Source organism: Sphingomonas populi, from assembly GCF_004208535.1.
Classification (GTDB): domain Bacteria; phylum Pseudomonadota; class Alphaproteobacteria; order Sphingomonadales; family Sphingomonadaceae; genus Sphingomonas; species Sphingomonas populi.
Window position 1 is genome coordinate 1 of the sequence record NZ_SGIS01000021.1, and the last position, 21,402, is coordinate 21,402.

Annotated in this window: 21 protein-coding genes and 1 other RNA gene; 10 read left to right on the forward strand and 12 right to left on the reverse strand. The window is 68.7% G+C overall.

Features of this window, described 5'->3' with window-relative positions:
• Positions 1-231: 231 nt before the first annotated feature.
• The 4 genes from EWE75_RS14065 to EWE75_RS14080 all read right to left on the reverse strand — a co-directional run bounded on the left by EWE75_RS14065 (position 232) and on the right by EWE75_RS14080 (position 4,643).
• Positions 232-1,335, reverse strand: coding sequence for an ATP phosphoribosyltransferase regulatory subunit (locus EWE75_RS14065; protein ID WP_130158553.1), 1,104 nt, complete (start codon positions 1,333-1,335; stop codon positions 232-234).
• On the reverse strand, positions 1,332-1,769 hold the full coding sequence (locus EWE75_RS14070; protein WP_427915785.1) for an endonuclease domain-containing protein: 438 nt from the start codon (positions 1,767-1,769) through the stop codon (positions 1,332-1,334). The genes EWE75_RS14065 and EWE75_RS14070 overlap by 4 nt, the downstream gene beginning before the upstream one ends.
• A gap of 34 nt (positions 1,770-1,803) precedes the next feature.
• The gene (gene serA / locus EWE75_RS14075; protein ID WP_130158555.1) at positions 1,804-3,381 is read right to left on the reverse strand and encodes a phosphoglycerate dehydrogenase; all 1,578 of its coding nucleotides are present in this window, start codon (positions 3,379-3,381) and stop codon (positions 1,804-1,806) included.
• 101 nt (positions 3,382-3,482) lie between these two features.
• Positions 3,483-4,643, reverse strand: a complete 1,161-nt coding sequence (locus EWE75_RS14080) for a phosphoserine transaminase (RefSeq protein ID WP_130158556.1) — start codon at positions 4,641-4,643, stop codon at positions 3,483-3,485.
• Positions 4,644-4,812: 169 nt separating this feature from the next.
• Here EWE75_RS14080 and EWE75_RS14085 point away from each other — a divergent pair, with 169 nt between their 5' ends.
• Entirely contained in the window at positions 4,813-5,493 is a 681-nt protein-coding gene (locus tag EWE75_RS14085) for an extensin family protein (protein WP_130158558.1), read from the forward strand.
• Positions 5,494-5,614: 121 nt separating this feature from the next.
• Positions 5,615-6,499, forward strand: coding sequence for an LOG family protein (locus tag EWE75_RS14090; protein ID WP_130158560.1), 885 nt, complete (start codon positions 5,615-5,617; stop codon positions 6,497-6,499).
• A 158-nt stretch (positions 6,500-6,657) separates the two neighbouring features.
• Here the strand turns inward: EWE75_RS14090 and EWE75_RS14095 are convergent, their stop codons facing one another.
• A complete protein-coding gene (locus EWE75_RS14095; RefSeq protein ID WP_130158562.1) occupies positions 6,658-7,323 on the reverse strand; it encodes a c-type cytochrome in 666 nt (221 codons plus the stop codon).
• A 107-nt stretch (positions 7,324-7,430) separates the two neighbouring features.
• Between EWE75_RS14095 and EWE75_RS14100 the strand changes: the two genes are divergently transcribed.
• Positions 7,431-8,321, forward strand: a complete 891-nt coding sequence (locus EWE75_RS14100) for a prephenate dehydratase (RefSeq protein ID WP_130158564.1) — start codon at positions 7,431-7,433, stop codon at positions 8,319-8,321.
• Between the two features lie 185 nt (positions 8,322-8,506).
• On the opposite strand, the gene nudC is transcribed toward EWE75_RS14100, so the two are convergent.
• From nudC to EWE75_RS14115, 3 genes are read right to left on the reverse strand one after another with little or no spacing between them, the layout of a single operon-like run.
• Positions 8,507-9,379: an NAD(+) diphosphatase gene (nudC, locus tag EWE75_RS14105; protein WP_130158566.1), complete on the reverse strand. Its 873-nt coding sequence runs from the start codon at positions 9,377-9,379 to the stop codon at positions 8,507-8,509.
• Positions 9,376-10,710, reverse strand: a complete 1,335-nt coding sequence (locus EWE75_RS14110) for a serine hydrolase domain-containing protein (RefSeq protein ID WP_130158568.1) — start codon at positions 10,708-10,710, stop codon at positions 9,376-9,378. The genes nudC and EWE75_RS14110 overlap by 4 nt, the downstream gene beginning before the upstream one ends.
• Entirely contained in the window at positions 10,707-11,732 is a 1,026-nt protein-coding gene (locus tag EWE75_RS14115; protein WP_130158570.1) for an A/G-specific adenine glycosylase, read from the reverse strand. Before EWE75_RS14115 ends, EWE75_RS14110 begins: the two co-directional genes overlap by 4 nt.
• Before the next feature lie 41 nt (positions 11,733-11,773).
• Here EWE75_RS14115 and EWE75_RS14120 point away from each other — a divergent pair, with 41 nt between their 5' ends.
• The 6 genes from EWE75_RS14120 (at position 11,774) to EWE75_RS14145 (ending at position 18,219) form a co-directional block, all read left to right on the forward strand.
• Positions 11,774-12,316: a DUF721 domain-containing protein gene (locus EWE75_RS14120; protein WP_130158572.1), complete on the forward strand. Its 543-nt coding sequence runs from the start codon at positions 11,774-11,776 to the stop codon at positions 12,314-12,316.
• On the forward strand, positions 12,313-12,987 hold the full coding sequence (locus tag EWE75_RS14125) for a thioredoxin domain-containing protein (RefSeq protein ID WP_130158574.1): 675 nt from the start codon (positions 12,313-12,315) through the stop codon (positions 12,985-12,987). Before EWE75_RS14120 ends, EWE75_RS14125 begins: the two co-directional genes overlap by 4 nt.
• A 28-nt stretch (positions 12,988-13,015) precedes the next feature.
• Positions 13,016-13,762, forward strand: coding sequence for a DsbA family protein (locus tag EWE75_RS14130; protein ID WP_130158576.1), 747 nt, complete (start codon positions 13,016-13,018; stop codon positions 13,760-13,762).
• A gap of 25 nt (positions 13,763-13,787) precedes the next feature.
• Positions 13,788-17,186 (forward strand): chromosome segregation SMC family protein, encoded by a 3,399-nt coding sequence (locus tag EWE75_RS14135; RefSeq protein ID WP_130158578.1) that lies wholly within the window; start codon positions 13,788-13,790, stop codon positions 17,184-17,186.
• Between the two features lie 106 nt (positions 17,187-17,292).
• Entirely contained in the window at positions 17,293-17,664 is a 372-nt protein-coding gene (locus tag EWE75_RS14140; RefSeq protein ID WP_130158580.1) for a hypothetical protein, read from the forward strand.
• A 69-nt stretch (positions 17,665-17,733) separates the two neighbouring features.
• Positions 17,734-18,219: a hemerythrin domain-containing protein gene (locus tag EWE75_RS14145; RefSeq protein ID WP_130158582.1), complete on the forward strand. Its 486-nt coding sequence runs from the start codon at positions 17,734-17,736 to the stop codon at positions 18,217-18,219.
• Positions 18,220-18,384: 165 nt separating this feature from the next.
• On the opposite strand, the gene ssrA is transcribed toward EWE75_RS14145, so the two are convergent.
• Positions 18,385-18,732: a transfer-messenger RNA gene (gene ssrA, locus EWE75_RS14150) on the reverse strand.
• A 42-nt stretch (positions 18,733-18,774) separates the two neighbouring features.
• On the opposite strand from ssrA, the gene EWE75_RS14155 reads away from it, so the two are divergent.
• Complete coding sequence (locus tag EWE75_RS14155) at positions 18,775-19,206, forward strand: RrF2 family transcriptional regulator (RefSeq protein WP_130158584.1); 432 nt, start codon at positions 18,775-18,777, stop codon at positions 19,204-19,206.
• Between the two features lie 154 nt (positions 19,207-19,360).
• Here EWE75_RS14155 and EWE75_RS14160 read toward each other — a convergent pair whose 3' ends face one another.
• Genes EWE75_RS14160 through EWE75_RS14170 form a run of 3 tightly spaced genes read right to left on the reverse strand, consistent with a single transcriptional unit; the run spans position 19,361 to position 21,401 of the window.
• Positions 19,361-19,876, reverse strand: a complete 516-nt coding sequence (locus EWE75_RS14160; RefSeq protein WP_427915786.1) for an NUDIX hydrolase — start codon at positions 19,874-19,876, stop codon at positions 19,361-19,363.
• Positions 19,873-20,538 (reverse strand): TPM domain-containing protein, encoded by a 666-nt coding sequence (locus EWE75_RS14165; protein WP_130158588.1) that lies wholly within the window; start codon positions 20,536-20,538, stop codon positions 19,873-19,875. The genes EWE75_RS14160 and EWE75_RS14165 overlap by 4 nt, the downstream gene beginning before the upstream one ends.
• A complete protein-coding gene (locus EWE75_RS14170; protein ID WP_130158590.1) occupies positions 20,538-21,401 on the reverse strand; it encodes a TPM domain-containing protein in 864 nt (287 codons plus the stop codon). The genes EWE75_RS14165 and EWE75_RS14170 overlap by 1 nt, the downstream gene beginning before the upstream one ends.
• Between the last annotated feature and the right edge of the window lies 1 nt (position 21,402).

The window sequence follows — 21,402 nt, forward strand, 5'->3', positions numbered from 1 at the left end:
AGCAACTGTTCGGGGTTTGGGAAGACGGATGCGGCCCTGCTCAGCAACGATCTTGCAAGATCGCGAAGTCGAACGGCCTCACATCCGCCGCCGGGACGGGGTGGCCACCCCGTCCCGGCAATCGCCATTATGCACATTTCCAACACACAAGCGAAGTCGAGACACATGGCGGAGCGCGTGGACGTGTCCCTCGACTTCGCTCAGGACGAACGGTGTAAAAAGCGGGCGCTCTTACAGCGCTCGCGCCTCGCCCTCCGCCAGCAGATGCGTGCAAAGCTGCGCCTCGGGCGTATCGCCCGCCTCCAGCGCCGCGACCGTGACCCAGCCCGCCGCACGCATCGCCGCCGCCAGCGCCGGATCTGTGCCGAGCGGTACGAACAGCCGCCGCCGGTCGATCTCGCCCAGCCCCGCCGCGACGATCGCGTCGGCGTAGAGCGAGAAGCCGACCGCCGCCTCTTCCGCGCCATCCTCATGGACGATCGTATAGGTGCCGCCGCGCCCGATCTCGCCGCGCACGCCGCTCGCGAAGATCGAGAAACCGAGCCAGCTTTGATATTCGAAGCCGTGCCGCTCGGTCGGATCGAGCGTCAGTCCGACGCGGCCCTTCAGCCCTTCCGCGATCGCCCATAGCCCGTCGAGCCGCGAGGTGAGCGCCCCGCCGGCGTCGAACGCGCAGAGCCGGTGATGCGCCGCCTCGAACGGCCCAGCGGCCTCGACCAGCGGCAGATACGCGCGGGCGATCTCCGCCACGCCGCCGGCATCCTTGGCGTCGAGCCGCTCGCTGAGCGCGGCGATCTGCGCCGGGTCGATCGGCAGTGGGCCATTGGCGAGGATGCCGACCAGATCGGGCAAGGTGAAGTCGATCGAGATGTCGCGCACGCCAGCCGCTTCGAGCGCCTCGACCGCGACGCCGACGATCTCCGCCGCCGCCGCGACCGTATCGAGCCCGATCAGCTCGCAGCCCATCTGGAGCAGTTCGCGCTCGGGGCTAAGCTGCGACGCGCGCAGCCGCAGCACCGGCCCCGCATAGGACAAGCGAACCGGGCGCGGGTGATGCCCCATCCGCGTCGCCGCGATTCGGCCGATCTGCGCGGTGATGTCGGGCCGGATCGCCAGCGTGCGCTGCGACACCGGATCGACGAAGCGCACCGCATCCTGCGCGGTCGCCGACTTGAGCCGCCCGGCAAGGCCCTGCTCGAATTCGGCGAGCGCCGGATCGGCGCGCTCATAACCATGCTGGAACGCCGCGCCGAGCACGGCCTGCTCAAGCCGCGCGGTCGCATCGGCGACGGGCGGCAGGCGATCCCGGAAACCTTGGGGGAGGAGAGAGGTCATAGATCATCTTTCTCCCTCTCCCCGTTTACGGGGAGAGGGCCGGGGAGAGGGGCAGTCGCGAGCGCTGCGACAATGGCTCCAAGAACCGCCGCCTCGTTCCGCATCACATCGCTGTTGGTGAAACGCATCACCCGATACCCCAGAGTTTCAATCGCGGCCGTTCGCCGCGCATCGCGCGCCTCGTCCACATGCGTGTCGCCGTCAAGTTCGATCGCGAGTCTGTGTGCGCGTGCGGCGAAATCGGCGATGAAAGGGCCGATGACGACCTGTTGGCTGAACTTTACGCCGTTCAGCCGTTTGGCGCGGAGGTGATACCAGAGCCGGGCTTCGGCTGCGGTGGGTTCGCGGCGCATGGCCTTGGCGTGGTCGAGTGTCGGCCCCTGCGTTCTGGTTCGCGGCACCGCCCCTCTCCCGACCTCGCTTCGCTCGGCCACCCTCTCCCCGCATGCGGGGAGAGGGAGACTGGTATCAGAACGCCAGCGCCATCGCGGTCTTCACGCCCGCCAGCTCGCGCACCTTGGCGATCAGTTCCGCCGTCACCGGCTCATCGACCGACAGCAGCAGCACCGCTTCGCCGCCCGCCGAACGGCGGCCGAGGTGGAAGGTGCCGATGTTGACGCCCGATTCGCCAAGCAGCGAGCCGAGCCGGCCGATGAAGCCGGGCGCATCCTCGTTGACGACATACAGCATCGGCCCGGCGAGATCGGCCTCGACCTTGATGCCGAACAGCTCGACCACGCGCGGCGCGGCATCGCCGAACAGCGTGCCCGCGACCGACCGCTCACCCGCATCGGTCTTGACCGAGACGCGCAGCAACGTGTGGTAATCGCCCTCACGCTCGGTCTTCACTTCGCGCACTTCCATGCCGCGCTCCTTGGCGAGCAGCGGCGCGTTGACCATGTTGACCGTGTCGGTCTGGGTGCGCAGGAAGCCGTGCAGCACGGCGGAGACCATCGGCTTCTGGTTGAGCTCGGTCGCGGCACCTTCGGTATGGATCGAGATGCGCGGCACCGCGCCACGCGTGAGCTGGCCGACGAGGCTACCGAGCTTCTCGGCGAGCGCCATGTACGGCTTCAGACGCGGTGCTTCTTCCGCCGACAGCGACGGCACGTTGAGCGCGTTGGTGATCCCGCCCGAGACGAGATAATCGGCCATCTGCTCGGCGACCTGGATCGCGACGTTGACCTGCGCTTCGCTGGTCGATGCGCCGAGGTGCGGCGTCGAGATGAAGTTGGGCGTGCCGAACAAGGGCGAGTCCTTGGCCGGCTCGGTCACGAACACGTCGAGCGCGGCGCCGCCGATATGGCCCGAATCGAGCCCGGCCTTGAGGGCCGCCTCGTCGATCAGTCCGCCGCGCGCGCAATTGATGATCCGCACGCCCTTCTTGGTCTTGGCGAGATTCTCGGCCGACAGGATGTTGCGGGTCTGGTCGGTGAGGGGGGTATGCAGCGTGATGAAATCGGCGCGCGCGAGCAGCTCGTCGAGCTCGACCTTCTCGACGCCGAGTTCGATCGCGCGTTCGGGCGACAGGAACGGATCGAACGCGACCACCTTCATGCGCAGGCCGAGCGCGCGATCGGCGACGATCGAGCCGATATTGCCAGCGCCGATCAGCCCGAGCGTCTTGCCGGTCACTTCGACGCCCATGAAGCGGTTCTTCTCCCACTTGCCGGCCTGAGTCGACTTGTCGGCCTCGGGCAGATCGCGGGCGAGCGCGAACATCAGCGCGATGGCATGTTCGGCGGTGGTGATCGAATTGCCGAACGGGGTGTTCATCACCACCACGCCGGCGGCGGATGCCGAGGGGATGTCGACGTTATCGACACCGATGCCAGCGCGGCCGACCACCTTGAGGTTGGTCGCCGCGGCGAGGATCGCCTTGGTCACCTTGGTCGAGCTGCGGATGGCGAGGCCATCATACGCGCCGATGATCGCGATCAGCTCTTCAGGGGTCTTGCCGGTGATCTCGTCGACCTCGACGCCGCGCTCGCGGAAGATTTGCGCGGCTTTGGGGTCCATTTTGTCGGAAATGAGGACTTTTGGCATGGGATATACTCCGTCGCCCCGGCGCAGGCCGGGGCCGCTATGTTTGGGAATGCTGCGCTTCGCCACGCAGCGGCCCCGGCCTTCGCCGGGGCGACGTGATGTCAGGCCGCCTTGGCCGTCGCGTAAGCCCAGTCGAGCCAAGGCCCGAGCGCCTCGATATCGGCGGTATCGACCGTCGCACCGCACCAGATCCGCAGACCGGCCGGCGCATCGCGATAGCCGGCGACGTCAAAGGCGGCGCCTTGCTTTTCGAGCAACCCTGCGAACGTCTTGATGAACGCTTCGTCCGCGCCCGCCACCGTCAGGCACACGCTGGTCTTCGAGCGCGAAGCTTCGTCCGCAGCGAGATGGCCGAGCCAGTCGCGCTCCGCCACGATCTTGTCGAGCGCGGCGGCATTGGCGTCGCTCCGCGCGATCAGCCCGGCGGCGCCGCCGATCTGTTTGCCCCATTCGAGCGCGAAGATCGCATCCTCGACTGCGAGCATCGACGGGGTGTTGATCGTCTCGCCCTTGAACACGCCCTCGGCGAGCTTGCCCTTGGCGATCAGGCGGAACACCTTCGGCAGCGGCCAGGCCGGGGTGTAGCTTTCCAGCCGTTCGACCGCGCGCGGGCCGAGGATCAGCACGCCGTGGCCGCCTTCACCGCCCAGCACCTTCTGCCAGGAGAAGGTGGCGACATCGATCTTGTCCCACGGCAGCGGGTAAGCGAACACCGCGCTGGTCGCGTCGGCGAAGCTGAGGCCTTCGCGGTCGTCGGGAATCCAGTCGCCATTCGGCACGCGCACGCCCGAGGTGGTGCCGTTCCAGGTGAACAGCACGTCGGTCGACCAGTCGACGGTCGTCAGATCGGGCAACTGGCCGTAATCGGCACGGATAACGGTGGGATCGAGCTTGAGCTGCTTGACCGCGTCGGTCACCCAGCCTTCGCCGAAGCTTTCCCAGGCGAGCGTGGTGACGCCGCGCGCGCCGAGCATCGTCCACATCGCCATTTCGAATGCGCCGGTGTCGGAACCGGGGACGATGCCGATGCGGTGGGTGTCGGGCAGGTTGAGCAGCTCGCGCATCAGATCGATGCAATAGGCGAGGCGGGTCTTGCCGATCTTCGAGCGGTGCGAACGGCCGAGCGATTCGGTGGCGAGCTCGGCGGCGGACCAGCCCGGAGGCTTGGCGCAGGGGCCGGAGCTGAAGAAAGGACGCGCAGGCTTCGTCGCCGGCGCCGATAGATCGTGCGCATCGCGCACGGGGGCGGGTAAATCAGTCATGTAGTCTCTCCTCACAGAGAGCACGCGCGGCGTTGGGACCGCGTGGCCCGGCGCCGCGTCTAACGGCGATTGGCCGGGTGTCAACCGACGCAGCGTTCGCTTTGGCGCAAAACGCCGCGCCGGGCTTGTTCCGGCATCCCCCGTGCAGCAAGAGTGGGGCGTGGCGAGTATGCGTAAACGTGGATGCCGAAGCGCCGGTGGCGCGGCGCAGTGGCTGGTGGTGTTCGCCTGCCTCGTCCTGTCGGCGTGCGGCAGCAACAGGCCGCCACCGCGCCCGCGCGGATCGAAACCGATCACCCTCGCCATCCCGACCAGCCGAGAGACGCAGGCGTGCTATACCGATCTGTCGCGCGAGGACGTGCGCTTCAGCCCGCTCGCCGACCGCGATTACGGCGGCGGTTGCCGCGTCACCGGCGCGGTGCAGTTGATCGACATTGGCGTGCCCGTCACCAACCTGACCGCGATGCGCTGCGGCCTCGCGCGAAGCTTCGCCGGGTGGGTGCGCCACGCGGCGGTTCCGGCGGCGCGCCAGATGCTCGGCAGCGATCTGGTCCGGGTCGAGAGCATGGGCACTTACGCCTGCCGCAACACGATCGGCACGGCGCGCCCGATGCTGTCCGGCCACGCCATCGCCAACGCGGTCGATGTCGGCGCGTTCGTGCTGGAGGACGGGCGGCGGATCAGCGTGCTCAACGGCTGGCAGTCAAGCGACCCACAGGTCCGCGCGTTCCTGCGCACGGTCCACGATTCGGCGTGCAAGCGCTTCGGCACGGTGCTCAGCCCCGATTACAACGCGGTGCATCACAACCATCTTCACCTTGAGGACGATCACAAGAGCTTCTGCCGGTAGGCGGGCGCTGGACTTCGCTCGCCACCTTCCAGCCGTTCGTCCCGAGCGAAGTCGAGGGATGTGCCCCAAACGCAGGTGGCGAGGGTTCAAACGCGCGCCACTATACCCTACATAGTCGAGAATGAATGATCCCCATGTACCGTCGCGCGTGTTTCCGCGCGCTCGCCAGGATGCCGAAAAAGCCAAGACCGGCGTCAGCACCCCGCAAACCGAAACCCCCGCGTATCGCCTCGCCTTTCAGGACATGGATTTCCTGCTGCGCGAGGATCTACGCCCGGTGCGGTTCCAGCTCGAATTGCTCAAGCCCGAGCTGATTCTCGAAGAAGCCAATATCGCCTCGACCTTCGTGTTCTACGGCTCGGCGCGCATCCCCGAGCCGGCCAAGGCGCAAGCGATGCTCGATCTCGCGCAGGGCGACGAAGCCCGGCTGATCGCCGAGCGGCTGGTCGCCAAATCGCATTATTACGATGTCGCGCGCGAGCTCGCCGGCCTCGCCAGCCGTTTCCCCAACGATGAGAACGACAAGCGCCACTTCGTCGTCTGCTCGGGCGGTGGCCCCTCGATCATGGAAGCCGCCAATCGCGGCGCCGCCGAGGCGGGTCACGAATCGATCGGCCTCAACATCGTGCTGCCGCACGAACAGGCGCCGAACCCCTATGTCACGCCATCGCTGTCGATGCAGTTCCACTATTTCGCGCTACGGAAAATGCACTTCCTGCTCCACGCGCGCGCGCTGGCGGCGTTCCCCGGCGGGTTCGGCACGTTCGACGAGCTGTTCGAGCTGCTCACCCTGATCCAGACCGGCAAGATTTCGCCGATCCCGGTGCTGCTCTACGGTCGCGAGTTCTGGACCCGCGTCGTCAATTTCGACGCGCTGGTCGAGGAAGGCGTGGTCTCGCGCCGCGACCTCAACATCTTCAAGTTCGTCGAGACCGCGCAGGAAGGCTGGGACGTCGTCCGCGATTTCTACCGCGACGCCGATCCGACGGTGTTCCCGGCGGAGTAACGCCGCGCTCTCTCAAACCCGTTCGCACCCTTACCCGTCATGCCAGCGCAAGCTGGCATCTTCCACAGAAACGCGAACCGCTCGCCCGAACGCGATCCGGGCGGGCCGATCGCGTCACCGCGCGAGACCCCAGCTTTCGCTGGGGTGACGAAACCGCGTTACTTCTCCGCAGGCGCCGCCGCATTCGCCGGCGTGGCGACATTCGACAGCCCTTCCGCGCTCGGCTTGGCTTCCTCGCCCGGTGTCGCCGGCGCCGCGCCGGGAGGCGCCTTGGCGTCGGTCGCGGTCGGCGCGCCGGCCTGCGGGGCGGGGAGCGGCAGGTTCGAACCCTGCTGGTTGAGATAGAGGATCACGTCGGCGCGATCCTTGCCCGCCGAAAGCCCCGCGAAGGTCATCTTGGTGCCCGGCACATATTTGCGCGGGCTGGCGAGCCACTGGTTGAGCGAATCGAAATCCCAATTGCCGCCCTTGCCCTTCAGCGCGTCGGAGAAGGCGAAGCCCGCCTTGCCCTGGCCCTTGGCCTCGCCGACCGTCCCCCACAGGTTCGGGCCGATGCCATTGGCGCCGCCCTGGTTGATCGTGTGGCAGGCCGCGCATTTCTTGAACACCTCGGCCCCATGCGCTGCGTCCGCCTTGGCGAGCAGGTTGGCGATCGGCTCCTCGGCCGCGCCGCCGCCGGCATCGGCGGAAACGCCCTCGACCGGATAGCCGGCCTTCTCGGGTTTTTCGGCGGAAAACATGGTCGTGCTCGCGATGGTGAGCGCCAAAGCGGCGGCACATGCGCCCAGCGTCCAACCCGCGATCGTGTTTGTACGGCTGTCCATCGTTGCGTGGCCCCTCTCCGGTATTATCCCCACCCTTAGATTCGCTGGCACGCCACGGCAAGCCAAGCTTGTGCGCGGCGGGCACCATCGTTAGGGCCTCGCCGATCATGGAAAACTTCGCAGCACCCGCGCGGCCGATCGTCGCGCGCATGATCGAACAAGCCGCCACCGCCCCGCAGCGTGCGGTCGCGTTTCAGGGCGCGCCCGGCGCCAACTCGCACATCGCCGCGCTGGAAGCGTTTCCAGACTGTCTGCCGCTGCCCTGTTTCGATTTCTCCGACGCGATCGACGCAGTGCGCGACGGTCTCGCCGATTGCGCGATCATCCCGATCGAGAATTCGCTCCACGGCCGCGTCGCCGACATCCACTTCCTGCTTCCCGAATCAGGGCTGACCATCACCGGCGAGCATTTCCTGCCGATCCGCTACGCGCTGATGGGGCTGGGGCCGGTCAGCGGCGTGCGCGACGCGATGAGCCACCCGCAGGCACTCGGCCAGTGCCGCCACTGGCTGCGGGAGCACGGCATCGCCCCGGTGAGCTATCCCGACACGGCGGGGGCGGCGGCGATGGTGGTCGAACTCGGCGACCCCGCCACCGCCGCGCTGGCACCGCCGGGCGCCGCCAAGATCTACGGGTTGGAAACGCTGGCGAGCGACATCGCCGATGCCGATCACAACACCACCCGCTTCGTCGTGCTGGCCCGCGCCGGGCACCCGCCGGTCGGCGACGGCCCGTTCATGACCACGTTGATCTTCAAGGTGAAGAACGTCCCCGCCGCGCTCTACAAGGCGATGGGCGGGTTCGCGACCAACGGCGTCAACATGACCAAGCTGGAAAGCTACCAGCAGGGCGGCACCTTCGCCGCGACCGAATTCTACTGCGACATCGAAGGCCGCCCCGGCGACGCCAACGTCGATCGCGCGCTGGAGGAACTGGGCTTCCACACGAAATCGATGCGCGTGCTCGGGGCATATCCAAGGGCGCGGGCGCGGGGCTGAGGCTGCCGCATCCACAGCGGTTCTCCCGCGAAAGCGGGAGTCCAGTGTCAAGCAGCGCTGGCGTTCGTGGCCCTGGGCTCCTGCTTTCGCGGGAGAACTTCATTCCCAACCGTTCGTGTCGAGCGAAGTCGAGACACCTGCGCTTCGTTGCGGTCCCTCGACTTCGCTCGGGACGAACGGGGGGGCTAAGCGGCATCCTCCGCCCACGCATGCAACAGCGTATTGGCAATCGCATAGTGCGGCGGCGGCAGGAACGCACCCGGTTCGCCCGCCAGCACCCGGCGCACGTCCGCGCGCGACACCCACATCGCGTCCTCAAGCTCGTTGGTGTCGAGCGTGATGCGATCGTCGTCGGCATAGCCAACGCATGCGATCATCAGCGAGGACGGGAACGGCCACGGCTGGCTGGCGATATAGCGCACGTCGCGCACCCGCACGCCGGCTTCCTCCGCAATCTCACGCGCGACCGCTTCCTCGATGCTCTCGCCGGGTTCGAGAAACCCCGCCAGCGCCGAATAGCGCCCCGGCGGGAACGCCGGTTGCCGCCCGAGCAAGGCGCGCCCGTCATGTTCGGCGATCATGATGACGACCGGGTCGACGCGCGGGAAATGCTCGGCATGGCAGTTCGGGCAGGTCCGCGCCCAGCCGGCGCGGAAGGTCGCCGTCGGCGTGCCGCAATTGGCGCAGAAGCGGTGCCGTGCGTGCCAGTCGAGCACGCTGCGCGCCGCAGCATAGGTCGCCGCCTCGCCCGGCGCGAACTGGTCGAGCAGCCCCATCAACCGCGCCGAGCGCCGTGACGGCGCCGCCCCCGCCGCCGAAAACGCGGCGAAATACGGCACGCCGTCGCTTAGCCCGAGCAGCACCAACTCGGCATCGTCGGGCGCGTCCGCCATGCCGGTCCACATCAGCCGGCCGTCGCCATCCACATCCGGCTCATAGCCGTCGAGCCTGAGCAGCCGCGCGGCCGGATTACGGGCGGCGGCGGCGAAGCCTTCGGGATCGTGGCGCAGCAGGTCCGATCGGTCGAGCAGCCCGCCGGTGAAGCCGGGTGCGATCACCGGTAGCGCGCCAGATCGGCGCGCAGCGCCTTGGCGACATCGCTGCGGATCGGCCATTTGTCGTTGGGCAGGTAGTTGACCATCACGGTTCCGCGAAAATGCCGCGCCGGATCGACCCAGAAGATCGTCCCCGCCGCACCGCCCCAGGCGTAGGTGCCTTTGCCGGCGTGCCCCGGCACATCGACGAGATTGACCGAGCCGCCCGCGCCGAAGCCGACCGTCGCTGGGCCGCCCGACGTGCCGCCCGAACCGGCCGGGGCGTCGCGATAGGTCACGCCCGGCGGCAGCAGGTTGGACATCATCAGCGCCGCCGTCTCGGGCTTGATCAGCCGCACCCCGCCCAGCGCGCCGCCATCCTGCAACAGATGCGTGAAGCGGTCGTAATCGCGCGCCGACGTCACCAGCCCGGCGCCGCCATACGGAAAGCTCGGCGGCTGGAGGAACACCGAGCTTTCGCCCCGGTCGAGCGGGATGCGCCCGTCGCCGATCCAGACATAGCCGGTCGCCAGCCGCTTGGCCTCGCTCGCCGGCACGGTGAAATAGGTCGAGGTCATGCCGAGCGGGGTGAAGATGCGCGTCTGCAGGAAGCGGTCGAACGGCATTCCGCTCGCCACCTCGATCACGCGGCCCATCACGTCGAGGCCGATCGAATAGCTCCATTTGGTGCCCGGCTCGGCGATCAGCGGCAGCGTCGCGACCTTGTTGGCGAAGTCTTCGAGCGTCTTGGGGCGAGTCAGCCGCATCTTCGCCTCGCTCTTGGCGTCGGCGGTGAAGGGGGTGATGCCGGCCTTCTCATACGCATCGAGCAGCGGCCCGCGCGTCACGATCGTATAGCCGAGGCCAGCGGTGTGCGTCAGCAACTCGCGAATCGTGATCGGGCTGGCGGCGGGTTTGCTCGCCAGCGAATCGGGGCTGATCTGCACGCGCATCGTCTTGAACGCGGGAATGAAGTCCGACACCGGCTGGTCGAGTTTGATCTTGCCCTGTTCGATCAGCATCATCGCGGCGAGCGCGGTGATCGGCTTGGTCATCGAATAGACCCGCCAAAGGCTGTCGGGGCCGGCGGCGGGGGCGGTCGCGGCATCGTCGATCCGGCCCGCCGAGACGAACACCGTCGGCAGGTCGCCCGCACCGAACGCCCCGACGATGCCGGGCATCTTGTCGCTCTGGACGTAGGAGTCGAACAGCGCTTGCGTGTCGGGCAGCGGGCTGGTTTTGGCGGCCGGCGCGGACGCCGGAGCGGACGGCGACACCGGCAGCGCCTGACCAGCGAGCGCGCCGCTCACCAGCACTGCGGCCAGCGCGGCCCCGGTTGCGATCTGTCGGATCATGCGCTCACCCTTCTGATTTCAGCCGCGGCCTTGGCGAAGACGGTCGGTAGTCCGGCCGATTCGAGGTCGGCGACGGGCCACCATTCGCCGGCCACCGCATGCCCGCGCGCCTGCCCGATCGCAAGCGCGAGTTCGAGGCGGAAGTGCGTGAAGACGTGGCCCACGGTGCCCGGCAGCATCTCCCAATTCGATCGCACCGGCGCCTCCTCCAGCACTGGCGGCGCGGCGGCCCACGGCCCGGTCGGCAGCGCGCGCATCCCGCCGAGCAGACCCTTGGGCGGGCGGCGCACCAGCAACACCTTGCCGGCATCCTCCAGCCAGAAGATCGTGCCATAGCGCTGCGGCTTCGCGGCCTTGGCGGGTTTGATCGGATACGCCTCCGCCATGCCCGCCGCATAGGCCATGCACGCGGTATTGAGCGGACAGGCGAGGCAGGCGGGTCTGCGCGGCGTACAGACGCTCGATCCGAGGTCCATCATCGCCTGCGCGAAATCGCCCGGCCGGTCGGCGGGGGTGATCGTGTCGGTGGCGGCGCGGATCGTCTCCATCGCGCCCGGCAACGGCGCGGCAATCGCGAACAGCCGCGCCACCACCCGCGCGACATTGGCGTCGACCACCGCCGCGCGCTCCCCGAACGCGATCGCGGCGATCGCGGCGGCGGTATAGGCGCCCACGCCGGGCAGGCCGCGTAGGCCCGCCTCGGTCTCGGGAAACGCGCCCGTCTGGGCGACGACGCGGGCGCAGGCGATCAGATTGCGCGCCCGCGCATAGTAACCGAGCCCCGCCCATGCCGCCATCAGTTCGGCCTCGTCCGCCGCCGCCAGCGCCGCCACGCTCGGCCAGCGCTCGACGAACATCTCGAACCTGGGCCGCACCGCCGCGACGGTGGTCTGCTGGAGCATGATCTCGGACAGCCACACCCGGTACGGGTCGGCACGCGGGTGTCCCGGCGGGCTGCGCCACGGCAAGGCGCGGGCATGCGCGTCGTACCAGTCGAGCAAAGGCCGGGCGATGTTGCCCATGATTTTGGATGTAAGCTTGGCGCGCACGCCCCGGCTATGGCATGGACTGCGCCATGAGCAAACGTCGCCCTCCCACCGAACCGGCGCCCGCGCCGCGTCGCGGCGGCAGCGCGCGTGCGGTGTCTGAACTGTTGCCCGATGCGACGCGCACGGCATTCCGCCGATTCGGCTTCGTGCAGAGCGCAGTGGTGACGCGTTGGGGCGAGATCGTCGGCAGCCGCTATGCCGGCGTGTCCGCGCCCGAATCGATCAAATTTCCGATGGGCGAGCGCACCGGCGGCACGCTCAACCTCGTCGTGCGCGGCGCGCATGCGACGATGATGCAGCATATCGCGCCCGAGATCGTCGAGCGGGTCAATCGCTTCTTCGGCTACGAAGCGGTCGCGCGCGTGCTGATCCGCCAGGGCGACGTGCCCGCGCCGCGCCCGCGCGCGGCGCCGCCGTCGCTCAAGCCCGTGCCGGTCGAGCTTGGCGCGAGCTTGCGCATGATCGCCGACCCGGAATTGAAGGCGGTGCTGGAAGCCTTGGCGGCGGGCGTCGCCGCGACGCGCGGTGCGCCGGTGGTGGGGAAGGGTGAAGAATGAAGCGTTGGCTGGCCGTCGTATTACTGATTCTGGGTTTCTCGGCGCTTCCCGCGCGCGCCGCGCCGGACTGGACGACGGTGGCGACCAAGGCCGCAAGCGGTGCTTTTGTGATCGGCAACCCCAAGGCAAAGGTAAAGCTGGTCGAATATCTCAGCTACACCTGCCCGCATTGCGCGGCGTTCAGCGTGGAGTCAGCCGCGACGCTCAAGGGCAAGTTCGTGAAATCCGGCTCGACCAGCATCGAAGTGCGCAACGCCGTGCGGGACCGCGTCGATCTCGCCGCCGCGCAACTCGCGCGCTGCGCCGGCCCGGCGGGCTTCTCGGGCGCGACCGAGGCGATCTTCGCGCAGCAGCAGGACTGGCTGCCGCGCGCGTTCGACTATGACCAGATCAACGCCGCGCGGCTGGCGGGCTATCCGATCGGCGCGCAGTTGAAGAAGATCGCCACCGGCGCCGGGCTGGACGCGCTGATGCGCGGGCGCGGCATGAGCGACGCCGCATTCGCCGCGTGCTTCACCGACGAAGCCGGCATCGCCGCCATCGCGACGCTCAGCGACGCATCGTGGAAGGCGGTGCATGGCACCCCGTCCTTCGTGCTCAACGGCAAGCCCTATGAGTACAAGAGCTGGCCTGATCTCGAAACGGCGCTGCGCGCCGCCGGCGCCCACTGATCTTTTTTCTCCCAGGAGCTGACTCAGAATGACCATGCGTTTGTCGGTCGCGATCGTCGCGGCGATCACCCTTGCCGCCTGCAAGCCCGCCGCCGATGCCGGTGGCACGGGCGCAGCGTCTGCCCCGGTCGCGGCTAAGCCGGCGCCAGCCGGTCAGAACTGGGTCGATACCGTCGCCAAGACCGATGACGGCGGCTACCGCATGGGCAACCCCGATGCGCCGGTGAAGCTGATCGAATATGGCTCGCGCACCTGCCCGCATTGCGGCGTGTTCGATGCCGAGGGTCTGCCCAAGCTCAAGGCCGGGCCGATTGCGGCGGGCAAGCTGTCCTACGAATTCCACGATTATCCGGTCCACAACCAGCTCGATCTCGGCCCGATCCTGCTCGGCCAGTGCGTCGAGCCGGCGCAGTTCTTCCCGATGCTCGACCAGATGTTCGCCAACCAGGAATCGCTGATCTACCGCAAGGACCAGATCCCCGCCGACGAACAGGCCAAGCTCAACACCGCGACGCCCGCGCAGGTCATCGCCTATCTCGCCAAATTCTACGGCTATGTCGATTTCGTGAAGCAGCGCGGCGTGCCCGAGGCCAAGGCGCAGGCGTGCCTCGCCGACGGCAAGGCGCTGGAGGCGATCGCCAAGCAGACCGATACCGCCAACCAGAAGTACAACATCACCGGCACGCCGACCTTCATCGTCAACGGCAAGGTCGTGCCGAACGCTGCCGCCTATGAGCAGCTCGAACCCGCGCTGAAGGCCGCCGGCGCGCTGTAACGCGCCAGAGGCCGGGGGCTGAATCGTGCAGATCACACGGCTGCGATTGTCGGGCTTCAAGAGCTTCGTCGATCCAGCCGATCTGCGCATCGAACCCGGCCTGACCGGCATCGTCGGCCCCAACGGCTGCGGCAAATCGAACCTGCTCGAAGCGTTGCGCTGGACGATGGGCGAAACGTCCGCGAGATCGCTGCGCGGGGCGGGGATGGAGGACGTGATCTTCGCGGGCACCTCCACCCGCCCGGCGCGCGATTTCGCCGAGGTCGCGATGCTCACCGAGATCGACGGCACCGAGACCGAGATCGTCCGCCGCATCGAGCGCGGCGCCGGTTCCGCCTACCGGATCGACGGTCGCGATGTCCGCGCGAAGGACGTGTCGCTGCTGTTCGCCGATGCCGCCACCGGCGCGCATTCGCCCGCCTTGGTCAGCCAAGGCCGGATCAGCGCGGTGATCGCCGCCAAACCCGCCGAGCGCCGCGCGATGCTGGAGGAAGCCGCCGGCATCGCCGGGCTGCACGTCCGCCGCCGTGACGCCGAAGCGCGGCTGCGCGCGACCGAAGCCAATCTCGCCAAGCTCGACGAACTGATCTCCGATCAGGACGCGCGCGCCGCCGCGCTGCGCCGGCAAGCGCGCCAGGCCGAACGCTACCGTGCGCTCTCCGACCAGATCCGCATCGCCGAGGCGCGCGTGATCTTCGCGCGCTGGCGCGAGGCGCAGGCCGCCTCGGACGCCGCCAAGGCAGAGGCGACCGCGTGTGAGGCGCGCGTCGCCACCGCCGCCGAGGCGCAGCGCGCCGCCGCCGCCTATAGCACGCAAGCGACCGAGACTGTCGCGCAGGCCCGTGCCGCCGCGCAGACAGCACGCGACGCGGCGAGCGAAGCCGGCCACGCGCTTGCGGGCCTCCGCGCCGATCACGCCGCCGTGCTGCGCCGGATCAAGGAGCTTGAGGACAGCAAGACCCGCCTCGCTGCTGACCGCGCCCGCGAAGGCGCGCTCGCCAGCGACGCCGCCGAGGCGATCGCCCGGCTCGCCGAGGACGCCAAGACCATCGAGGCGCGGCTGGCGGCGGCGACCGCGCGGCTTCCCGAACTCGACTCCGCCGTCGCCGAAGCCGAACGCGCCGGCCGCGATGCCGAAGTCGCGTTGGCGCAGGCGCTCGCCGCGCAGGCGAGCGAGATCGCCGATGTCCGCGTCGCCGATGCCGCGCTTTCGGCGGCGCGCGCCCGGCTCGACCGTGCCGCGCGCGATCTCGCCCGCGTCACCGCCGAAGCCGCCGCGCTCGCCGACTCAGCGCCGCTGCTCGCCGAACGCACCCGCGCAGGCGAAGCGCGCGCGCAAGCGCTGCGCCATGCCGAGGCGGCGCGTCAGGCGCTGGCTGGCGCCGATGCCGCCGAACGCGCCGCGATCGGCGGGCGCGACCACGCCCAGTCGCAACGCTCCGCCGCGCACGCCGAACTCGCCGCGCTCGACAGCGAGGCAGCGGCGCTCACCAAGGCGACTCGGCGCGACGGTCGCGACCGCCTGCTCGACCAAGTCCGCCCTGATCCCGGCTACGAACGCGCGCTCGCCGCAGCACTCGGCGACGATCTCGAAGCCGGGCTCGACCCGGCGGCGGAGCGGCATTGGGCCGGGGCAGGGGTGCAGCCCGGTGATCCCGTCGCGCCGCCCGGCACCGCACCGCTCGCCGCGCATGTCGCCGCGCCCGATGCGCTCGCGCGCCGCCTCGCCCAGATCTTCGTCGCGCAAGCTGATGACGGCGCGCCGCTCGCCGTCGGCCAGCGCCTCGTCACGCTCGGCGGTGGGCTGCGCCGCTGGGACGGGTATGTCGCGCGCAGCGGCGGCGCGGCGGCGGCCGAGCGGCTCGAACGGCTCAACCGCCTCCGCGCGATCGAGGGCCTGCGTCCTGAACTGGTCCGCGCGGTCGAAACCGCCGATGCCGAATTGCGCCGCATCGACGCTGCGATCGGCGAAGCGCGCCGCGCCGCCGCCGATGCGCGCCGGCTGCTCGATTCGTCCGAGGCCACCGCGCGCGAAGCTGGCCGCGCCGAGGACCGCGCCGCCACCGCGCTCGAACGCCTCGAAGCGCAACGTGCCGATCTCGCCACCCGTGCCGAGCGCGTGCGCGGCGAACATGCCGAAGCCAGCGCCGAGGTCGATCGCACCGCCGCCGCCCGCGCCGCGCTCCCCGACGGCAGCGGAACCCGCGCCCGCGTCGCCGGCTTCTCCGCCGATGCCGATGCCAAGCGCACCGCCATCGCCACCGTCCGCGCCGAGCGTACCGGGCTAGACCGCGCGATCGGCGACGCGCGCGAGCGGCTCGCTGCCGGCACCGCCGAGGCGAAGGGCTGGCGCTCGCGCGCGGGCGAGGCCGCCAAACGCATCACCGAGATGGACAAGCGCGCGCTCGATCTCGCCACCGAAGCCGCCACGCTCGCCGATCGCCCCGCCGCGCTCGCCGCCGAGATCGCCGCGCGCGAAGCCGCCCACGCCGAAGCGCGCGCTGCCGCCGACACCGCCGCGCAAGCCGAGCGCGCCGCCGACATCGCTTTGCGTGAGGCGGAAGCCCGCGCCAACGCCGCCGCCGAGGCGCTGGCCGAGGCGCGCGAAGCCCGCGCCGGCGCCGCCGCGCGCGCCGAAAACCACGAAGCGCGCCGCGTCGAGATGAACCGCCTGTCGGGCGAGCGTTTCCAATGCCCCTCGGTGCTGCTCCCCGAACGCGTCGGTTTCGACGGCGACACGGTGCGCGCGCCGGCCGAGGAATCCGCCGCCCATGACAAGCTGAGCGTCGATCGCGAGCGGATCGGCCCGGTCAACCTCGTCGCCGAAACCGAACTCGCCGAACTCGAAGCCTCAAGCGCCGGCAACGCCGCCGAGCGCGAGGAACTCGGGCTCGCGGTCAACCGTCTGCGCGGCTCGATCGGCACGCTCAACCGTGAGGGTCGCCAGCGGCTGCTCGCCGCGTTCGAGGCGGTCGACACGCATTTCCGGCGGTTGTTTACGACGCTGTTCAACGGCGGGCAGGCGCATCTCGAACTGGTCGATTCGGACGATCCGCTCGAAGCGGGGCTCGAGATCATGGCGCAACCGCCGGGCAAGAGACTGCAATCGCTCACCTTGCTGTCGGGTGGCGAGCAGGCGCTGACCGCCGTCGCGCTGATCTTCGGGCTGTTCCTCACCAACCCCGCGCCGATCTGCGTGCTCGACGAAGTCGATGCGCCGCTCGACGACGCCAATATCGAACGCTTCTGCGATCTGCTCGACGCGATGAGCCGCGAGACGCTGACGCGCTACCTGATCGTCACGCACAATGCCGTGACGATGAGCCGGATGCACCGGCTGTTCGGCGTGACGATGATCGAACAGGGCGTGAGCCGGCTCGTCTCGGTCGATCTCGGCGGTGCCGCCGGGCTGCTCGCGGCATGAGCGTTACACGACGTTAACCGCTTCTGTGCGAGGGCGCGTAACGGTCGTCGCCGCTCACAAGGAAAACGCCATGTCCCGCCTCCCTACACCGTGTTCAGGCGCGGCTATGCCCCGGGCCGGGGCTTGGGAATGCGATCTCGCCACGCAGCGGCTGGTCTGGAGCGACGGCGTGTATGACCTGTTCGATCTGCCGCGCGGTTCGCCGGTCGATCGCGCGACGGCAGCGGCGCATTACGATCGCGATTCGCGCGCCGAGATGGAGTGCCTGCGCACCCGGGCGATCCTCGACGGGACCGGCTTCTCGGTCGATGCGCTGATCTGGTCGGCGGTCGGAGTCGATCGCTGGATTCGGATCACCGCGCGCGTCGAATGCGAGCGCGGCAAGGCCGTGCGCCTATGCGGCAGCAAGCAGGACGTCACGCAGGAGCATCTGCTGTGGGGCGGCATGCGGGTCGCCGCCGGCGACGGATCGTGTTGAATCGCGTCGCGGATTGAACCGTCTCGCCATCCCGATGGTTGAGCGTGCCGAAGCGGCAGGAGACACCATATGGCGACGGCGCAAATCTACAAAGACCTCAAGCGCGATCACGACAAGCAGCGCGACATGCTCAGGCAACTCGGCGAGCTGACCGGCGCGTCCAAAGAGCGCAAGACCTTGTTCGAGGCGTTCCGCATCGAGTTGCAGGGCCATGCCGCCGCCGAGGAGGAATCGCTCTACGCGACGATGCTCGGCGACCCCGAACTGCGCGACGACGCGCGCCACTCGGTCGCCGAACACAAGGAAGTCGATGATCTGCTCGGCGAGATGCACGATCTCGAATTCGGCTCCGATGCGTGGAGCGAGAAATTCTTCCACATGCGCCGCCGCTACGAGCATCACATCACCGAAGAGGAAGAAGAGATGTTCCCCGCCGCCGCCGAGGAGCTCTCCGACGCGACCGAAGCGAAGCTCGCCAAGGTCTATGAGGAGCGCAAACCGCTGGAAAGCGCCGAGGCCAAGGCCAACCCGCCGAGCAGCGACGACCGGGAGTAATCCGCCCCCGTTCGTCCCGAGCGACGAAGCCCCCCGTTCGTCCCGAGCGAAGTCGAGGGACCGGCCCGGAGCGAAGGGCTCGGCACGAAAGGGTGGGGGGATTTCGCCGCGAGCGTATTTGAAGGAAGTGGGGAGCTTCTGTTGCTCGGTGCCCCCCGTACCGCCGGTGTCCGCTTCTGTTGCCCGGTGCGGCCCGAACCGCGTTTATGCGTCGTAACTTAGGCCGTTAGGCCATCAGTTACGCGGCAATCGCGAGTGCTTCGTTATCGTTAGCACTTGTGGTTTTGAGCCTTGAACGGGTTACTCAGCCCGGGCAAAAACAGCGCCTTTCAATACACGTCGATCCTAGTTCGACCCCATCAAAGCCCGCCTGAAAGACAGGCTGTGGTGGAGTCGCCGGGTACTGCCCCCGGGTCCGCTGCATCTATTTCACGCCGCACTTTATCGCCATAGTCACCGGACGAACCGGCCTACCCGGTCTATATAGGCCGCGCGCAAATGAATGCAAAGGGGCGCCTTTCGCTCGCCACATTATCGGTCCATAGCTTCTATACTATGTTGACGCAGCGTTCCCGATACGCGCTCCGCGCGATGATCTTCCTAGCCGAAGCCCCCGCCGGTAGCCCGCCCATTCCGATGAACCGCATCGCGACCGAGGCGAACGTGCCGCGCAAGTTCCTCGAACTGATCCTCGCCGATCTGCGCGAGGCCGGGTTCCTCCACAGCCACCGTGGCAAGATGGGCGGCTATCTGCTCGCGCGCCCGACACACCTGATCTCGCTCGGCGAGATCATCCGCGTGATCGAGGGGCCGCTTGCCTTGGTGCCCTGCGTCAGCCGCACCGCGTACCGATCCTGCACCGATTGCAAGGACGAAGCGGCCTGCGCGATTCGCCACGCGATGCTCCGCGTCCGCGACGAAACCGCGCGCATCCTCGACGGCACCAGCCTCGCCGATACGACGGCGAAGGTGCTGGCGGCGGCGTAAACTCTCTCACCGTTCGTCCCGAGCGAAGTCGAGGGACAAACCGGGGCGCAGGTGTCTCGACTTCGGTCCCTTGGGCCGAAGTTTATCCTGAGCGGCTGGCTTGCCAGCCAGTCGAAGGGCTCGACACGAACGGTTTTGAAAGCGATTTGGCGCTTCAGCCCAGAATCGAAGCGGCCAGTAACAGCAGCAGCTTCACATCCACCGCCAGCCCCTCGGCGCGCTTGGCGGCGATGAACTCGGGCAGCGTCGCCAGCGCGACGCGGTGGACGGTGATGTTCTCGCCCGGCACGCCGCCGCCGTCGCTCACCCTGGTCAGCCCGGTCGCGCGGACGAGGGTGAAGCTCTCCGACACCATCCCCGGCGACGAGCAGAATTCGCCGATCACCTCGATCTGCGCCGGGCGGTAGCCGGTCTCCTCCTCAAGCTCGCGCGCGGCTGAGACGGTGACGGCCTCGCCCTCGGTCTCGTCGCCGACGAGACCGGCGGGAAGTTCGATGCAGGCGCGCCCGAGCGGCACGCGATATTGCTCGACCAGCAGCACCTCGCCCGCCTCGACCGCGAGGATCACCGCCGCCTGGATGTTGCGGGCGCGGCCGACATATTCCCACGTCCCCTGCTTGCGGACGGTGATGAACTTGCCCTGCCAGACGGTTTCCACCGACTCACTCACAATTCGATCACCCGGTCGGGAAGTTCGTTCACATCAGTCTCCGTCTTGGGGAAAGTCTCGGCCAGGATCGCGCCGATCGCCGTCACCGCCGCCGCCATGCCGTCGCCCGCGCGACCCTCGCGGACCTCGGCGACCAGAGCCGCCATCGCATCGCCCCAGCGTTCGGCCGGAACCGCGCGGTGGATCGCTTCGTCGGCGATAATCTCGGCCATGCGTTCGTGCGTCGAGAGGTAGAGCAATATGCCGACCTTCGCCTGTGTGCGGTTCTCGGCGCCGACATGGAAATATTGCAAAGCCCGCCGCCGCACCCGCCGCCGCTTGGTCGCGCGCGGAGTGACCGCGAAACGCAACCGCGACCAGCCGACCAGATAGCGCACGCCAAGGAACACCGCCGTCTGCGCGATCAGCAGAATGAGCAGGACATGGCCGAGATCGGCCTCGCCCCACGGATCGAGCCCGATCTCCAGCCAGCGCGTGTCGAGCGCAGCCAGCGCGGTGACGAGCAGCGCCGCCAGCAATCCGAACTGGAGCGGCACGTCATGATAGCTGTCCGATTGCTCCGCGACGATCGTGACGATCTCGCCATCGGTGCCGCGTTCGCCTGCGGCGACCGCCGCCGTCACCCGGTCCCGGTCGGCGGGTGTGAGCGCGAATCGTGCCATCACCAATCCCCCGAGGCGCCACCGCCTCCACCAGACCCACCGCCGCCGCCGCTGAACCCGCCATCACCCCAGCCGCCGCTGCTGCCGCCGGAGCTACCGGAATCGCCGCTGCTCCAACCACCGCCCGAAGACTCGCGCCCGATCTCGTTGCCGATACCCCATAGGATCACCGGCCACGAACTGCCGCCGCTTCGCCCGACATAGCGGTTGCCGCTCGCGCGCCGGAACCACGAGAGGGCGACGAACAGGATGATGAACCCCCAGAAGATCAGCCCGAACGGAATGCCGCCGCCGCTGCCCGAGCCCTGACGCTGGTGCGTCTTGTCGAAGTCCTTGATCGCCGCATCGGTCTGCGCCTTGGCCTCGTCGGGCGAGGCGCGCAGTTGCGCGATCAGCGCGTCGGTGCCCGCTTCCATCGCGCCGGGCACGTCGCCCGCGCGCAGCTTGGGCATCATCTGCTGGCGGATCGTCACGCCCGAAAAGGCATCGGTCAGAATCGGTTCAAGCCCATAGCCGACTTCGATACGCGGCCCGCGATGCCCGGCCGGCTCGTTGGGCGCGATGAACAGGATCGCGCCGTTGTTGACGTCCTTTAGGCCCGGCCCCCAGGTCCGCAGCAGGCCGATGCCATAATCCTCGAGGCTATTGCCTTGCAAATCGGGGATCGTCGCGACGACGAGCTGACGGTGCGTGTCCTTCTGAAGCGCCTCCAGCTTGGTTTCGAGATCGGCGCGCGTCGCCGCCGGCAGCACGTTCGCCGCATCGACGACGAGGCCGGTGAACTTGGGATAGGTTTGCGCGCCCGCCGGCGTGCCGATCAGCAGGCCGGCGAGGAGCAGAAGCAGGAACCGCAGCAGCGGCATC

Bases quoted from the DNA above. Each gene is read 5' to 3' on its own strand.
- EWE75_RS14065 (WP_130158553.1), bottom strand. From the start codon at position 1,335: ATGACCTCTCTCCTCCCCCAAGGTTTCCGGGATCGCCTGCCGCCCGTC.
- serA (WP_130158555.1), bottom strand. From the start codon at position 3,381: ATGCCAAAAGTCCTCATTTCCGACAAAATGGACCCCAAAGCCGCGCAA.
- EWE75_RS14080 (WP_130158556.1), bottom strand. From the start codon at position 4,643: ATGACTGATTTACCCGCCCCCGTGCGCGATGCGCACGATCTATCGGCG.
- EWE75_RS14085 (WP_130158558.1), top strand. From the start codon at position 4,813: ATGCGTAAACGTGGATGCCGAAGCGCCGGTGGCGCGGCGCAGTGGCTG.
- EWE75_RS14090 (WP_130158560.1), top strand. From the start codon at position 5,615: ATGAATGATCCCCATGTACCGTCGCGCGTGTTTCCGCGCGCTCGCCAG.
- EWE75_RS14095 (WP_130158562.1), bottom strand. From the start codon at position 7,323: ATGGACAGCCGTACAAACACGATCGCGGGTTGGACGCTGGGCGCATGT.
- EWE75_RS14100 (WP_130158564.1), top strand. From the start codon at position 7,431: ATGGAAAACTTCGCAGCACCCGCGCGGCCGATCGTCGCGCGCATGATC.
- EWE75_RS14110 (WP_130158568.1), bottom strand. From the start codon at position 10,710: ATGATCCGACAGATCGCAACCGGGGCCGCGCTGGCCGCAGTGCTGGTG.
- EWE75_RS14115 (WP_130158570.1), bottom strand. From the start codon at position 11,732: ATGGGCAACATCGCCCGGCCTTTGCTCGACTGGTACGACGCGCATGCC.
- EWE75_RS14120 (WP_130158572.1), top strand. From the start codon at position 11,774: ATGGACTGCGCCATGAGCAAACGTCGCCCTCCCACCGAACCGGCGCCC.
- EWE75_RS14125 (WP_130158574.1), top strand. From the start codon at position 12,313: ATGAAGCGTTGGCTGGCCGTCGTATTACTGATTCTGGGTTTCTCGGCG.
- EWE75_RS14130 (WP_130158576.1), top strand. From the start codon at position 13,016: ATGACCATGCGTTTGTCGGTCGCGATCGTCGCGGCGATCACCCTTGCC.
- EWE75_RS14140 (WP_130158580.1), top strand. From the start codon at position 17,293: ATGCCCCGGGCCGGGGCTTGGGAATGCGATCTCGCCACGCAGCGGCTG.
- EWE75_RS14145 (WP_130158582.1), top strand. From the start codon at position 17,734: ATGGCGACGGCGCAAATCTACAAAGACCTCAAGCGCGATCACGACAAG.
- EWE75_RS14155 (WP_130158584.1), top strand. From the start codon at position 18,775: ATGTTGACGCAGCGTTCCCGATACGCGCTCCGCGCGATGATCTTCCTA.
- EWE75_RS14165 (WP_130158588.1), bottom strand. From the start codon at position 20,538: ATGGCACGATTCGCGCTCACACCCGCCGACCGGGACCGGGTGACGGCG.
- EWE75_RS14170 (WP_130158590.1), bottom strand. From the start codon at position 21,401: ATGCCGCTGCTGCGGTTCCTGCTTCTGCTCCTCGCCGGCCTGCTGATC.